Origin of the sequence: Rhodococcus sp. (in: high G+C Gram-positive bacteria) (assembly GCF_049286785.1) — a bacterium.
GTDB lineage: Bacteria > Actinomycetota > Actinomycetes > Mycobacteriales > Mycobacteriaceae > Rhodococcus_F.
In genome coordinates this window covers 1-3,300 of record NZ_JBAQEO010000209.1, presented here as the reverse complement: position 1 = coordinate 3,300, position 3,300 = coordinate 1, and the positions used below count along the sequence as shown (strand labels likewise).

Below are 3,300 nucleotides of genomic sequence, written 5' to 3'. Positions count from 1 at the left end.
GTCCAGGAGTGACGGAAGTTGAGGTGGGCGACTCCGTCGTCCTGAGTTTCATCCCCGCCTGCGGTCGTTGTTCGGCGTGCGCGCGGGGCATGAGCAACCTGTGTGATCTAGGCGCGGCGATCATGCTCGGGCCGCAACTCGACGGAACGTACAGGTTCCACGCGCGGGGGCAGGATCTGGGCCAGATGTGTGTGCTCGGAACGTTCTCCGAGTACACCGTCGTGCCGATCTCATCGGTGGTCAAGGTCGATGACGGGATGGCGTTGGACAAGGCCGCGCTCGTCGGCTGTGGTGTGACCACCGGCTACGGCAGCGCCGTCCGCACCGGCGAGACCCGGGACGGCGACACCGTGGTGGTGATGGGCGTAGGCGGTCTGGGCATCAATGCGGTCCAGGGAGCGCGGATAGCCGGCGCGAGAAACATCATCGCGCTCGACCCCGTGGAATTCAAACGCACGAAGTCACGCGAGTTCGGTGCCACCCACGTCGCCGCGACCGTCGACGAAGCCTGGAACATCGTCAGCGAAATCACTCGTGGCCAGATGGCCGATGTGTGTGTGGTGACCACGGACAGCGCCGAGGGCGCTTATGTGGCACAGGCACTCAGCCTCGTCGGTAAGCGTGGACGGGTGGTGATGACCGCGATCCCGCACCCCGAGGACACCACGGTGGAGATGTCCCTGTTCGAACTGACCTTGTACGAGAAGCAGGTCCGCGGATCGCTTTTCGGATCATCGAACCCGCGTCACGACATCTTCCGGATGCTCGAGCTCTACAACGCCGGTCAGCTCAAGCTCGACGAGCTGATCACCCGCGAATATGCACTCGAAGATATCAATCAGGGATACGAGGACCTTCGTAACGGTCTGAACCTGCGCGGGCTGATCCGATTCTGACAACCCCGGCCCAGGGTTGAGGTGCTAACCGGCGGTCGAGCGGAGAGTCGTCTTTCGCTCGACCGCCGAACACCCTGCTGCTAGAGGAGCATTCTGATGTACGACTATGTGACCGACGTGGACCTGTTGCTCGTCGGAGCCGGACCTGTCGGGCTGTACGGTGCGTACTGTGCCGGTTTCCGAGGACTGTCGGTGGCGATAATGGACCCGCTACCACATGCCGGAGGACAGGTCAGTGCGCTGTACCCGGAGAAGAACATCTATGACATCGCGGGGTTCCCGGCGATCAAAGGCCAGGAGTTGATCGACAATCTCCTGCTCCAGGCCGATCGGTTCTCGCCCACTTATCTTCTGGGGCATGAAGCGGCGGAAATCTCGCGCACCGAAGACGGTATTCTGGTCACGACCACCAGCGGTGCCGGAATCCGGACCAAGGCAGTAATCGTCACAGCCGGTGCCGGCGCGGCCAGCCCGCGGCAGCTGCCTTGCGGCGAAGCGTATCTCGATCGCGGACTGCACTACTTCGTGCCGTCACTGTCGCTTTTCGACAACAAGGATGTCGTGGTCGTCGGTGGCGGCGATTCCGCAGTCGACTGGGCACTCGCCGCTACCGAACGCGCCCGCAGCGTGGCATTGGTACATCGACGCAAAGACTTCCGTGCACACGAGCACTCCGTCCGTCTGCTTCGCGAGTCCGACTGCGAGTTCGTGCTCGGCGCGCAGGTCACCGGACTGCGCGGTGAAAAAGGTGTGGAGTCCGTGGTGCTCGAGATCGCCGGCGAGCCGCACAGCCGAGAGCTCGAGGCTCAGGTCGTCGTCGCTGCACTGGGTTTCAAGCTTCGGCTCGGGCCGATCGCAGAGTGGGGCCTGAGACTCCACGACCGCGCTGTCCTCGTGGACGCGGCCATGCATACCAACCTCGACGGGGTGTACGCCGCCGGGGACATCGCATCTCACCCTGGCAAGGTGAAGCTGATTTCAGTGGGTTTCGGTGAGGTCGCCACCGCCGTCAACAACGCCGCCGCATACATTCGCCCGACCCTCGGGCTTTCGCCGGGGCACTCCTCGGACGCTGTATCCCTCGTACCGGCCTCCTGACCGTTATCCGTTCCGCTCGAGAAGAGAGACAGACAATGCCGTACGTCATCGGCGAATCCTGCATCGACATCATGGACAAGTCGTGCGTGGAGGAATGCCCCGTGGACTGCATTTACGAAGGCGGTCGCATGCTCTACATCCACCCGGACGAATGCATCGACTGCGGCGCCTGCGAGCCGGCCTGCCCGATGGACGCCATCGTCTCCACCCGCACGGCAAGCGACAAGTGGGATCTGTTCCAGACCGCCAGCCGGGAGGTGTTCGACGAGATCGGCGCGCCAGGAGGCTCGTACAAACTCACTGCCCCCGTCGAGGACCCGGTCTCTATAAAGACCTTCGAGAAGAATAGTTGACGTCAAGCCAGGGGCCGAGAATTGTTCAGGCCGTCTGCCTGACGATCACCTCGGACGGTGGCTGCGTCCACGGTCCGGCGCCCAGCCCCAACGAGATCCGTGCGGCACGGCGGCCGTACACGGTCGCGTTGATGCGCACCGTGGTGAGCGGAGGCTCCCATAGGGCCGCGTGCCGTCCCTCGTCGAAGCCGATGACGGCGAGATCCTTCGGTGCCTGGTAGTTGATTCGTCGCATTGCCGTGAGCACGGTCAGTGCCACGTCGTCGTCGAACGCGGCGACGGCGGTGACGTCGGTGCGCTCCACGAGATGGCGGACGCCGTCGGTGGAGCCGCCGTCCTCGGGGGCCGCGTGGAGGAGGAGTACCTCGAGGGGAGGCAGCCCGAGGTCCTCCGCAGCTCGCTCCGCATGCGAGAGGCGGGTCCGGCCCAGCGTGCCGGTACCGTCCGCCGGGAGAGCGAACGCGATGCGGCGGTGACCGCGCTCGGCGAGGTGGCGCAGCTGGGTGAGAGTGTGGAACGACATGCCCGCGTGGTAGCCCTGCGTCATCCCGGAGATGGGGTCGTCCTTCTTCGTACCCGTCGCGACTTTCGTGAGGTCGAGGACGGCCCGTGGCGACACGGCCGCCAGTACGGAGTCGTCGATGCCGCCGGAGTTGGTGGTGACCAGCAGGACATGGTCGTGGATCCGAAGCTCGTCGGACATCCCGGTGATGAAACTGTCGAGGCTGTTGCCCGCCACCAAGGAGCCGGTGTTGAGTAACACGATCCGCGAGTGGCCCGCCCGGAGGGTGCGGGCCACACCGTGCGGGGTGTAGCCGAGCTCTGTCGCTGCCTGTCGTACTCGGGTCCGTGTGGCGTCGGTGATTGTCTGGCCCGGAGTGTCGTTGAGGACGTAACTCACGGTCGCCGTGGAGACGCCGGCAACGGCGGCGACGTCACGGATCCGCACCCTG

The 3,300-nt window shown here is 64.7% G+C and carries 4 protein-coding genes; 3 read left to right on the top strand and 1 reads right to left on the bottom strand.

What is annotated here, in order from left to right:
• The 3 genes from WAW17_RS08820 to fdxA all read left to right on the top strand — a co-directional run.
• The coding region (locus WAW17_RS08820; RefSeq protein WP_422332604.1) for an NDMA-dependent alcohol dehydrogenase at window positions 1-896 on the top strand (896 nt) is incomplete at its 5' end.
• A 96-nt stretch (window positions 897-992) separates the two neighbouring features.
• Window positions 993-1,994: an NAD(P)/FAD-dependent oxidoreductase gene (locus WAW17_RS08815; protein WP_422332603.1), complete on the top strand. Its 1,002-nt coding sequence runs from the start codon at window positions 993-995 to the stop codon at window positions 1,992-1,994.
• Between the two features lie 35 nt (window positions 1,995-2,029).
• Window positions 2,030-2,347 (top strand): ferredoxin, encoded by a 318-nt coding sequence (gene fdxA, locus WAW17_RS08810; RefSeq protein WP_422332602.1) that lies wholly within the window; start codon window positions 2,030-2,032, stop codon window positions 2,345-2,347.
• 25 nt (window positions 2,348-2,372) lie between these two features.
• On the opposite strand, the gene WAW17_RS08805 is transcribed toward fdxA, so the two are convergent.
• A partial coding sequence (locus tag WAW17_RS08805) for a LacI family DNA-binding transcriptional regulator (RefSeq protein WP_422332601.1) occupies window positions 2,373-3,300 on the bottom strand: 928 nt, incomplete at its 5' end.

Excerpts from the sequence above, each read along its gene's own strand:
- WAW17_RS08815 (WP_422332603.1), top strand. The coding sequence starts at position 993 with ATGTACGACTATGTGACCGACGTGGACCTGTTGCTCGTCGGAGCCGGA.
- fdxA (WP_422332602.1), top strand. The coding sequence starts at position 2,030 with ATGCCGTACGTCATCGGCGAATCCTGCATCGACATCATGGACAAGTCG.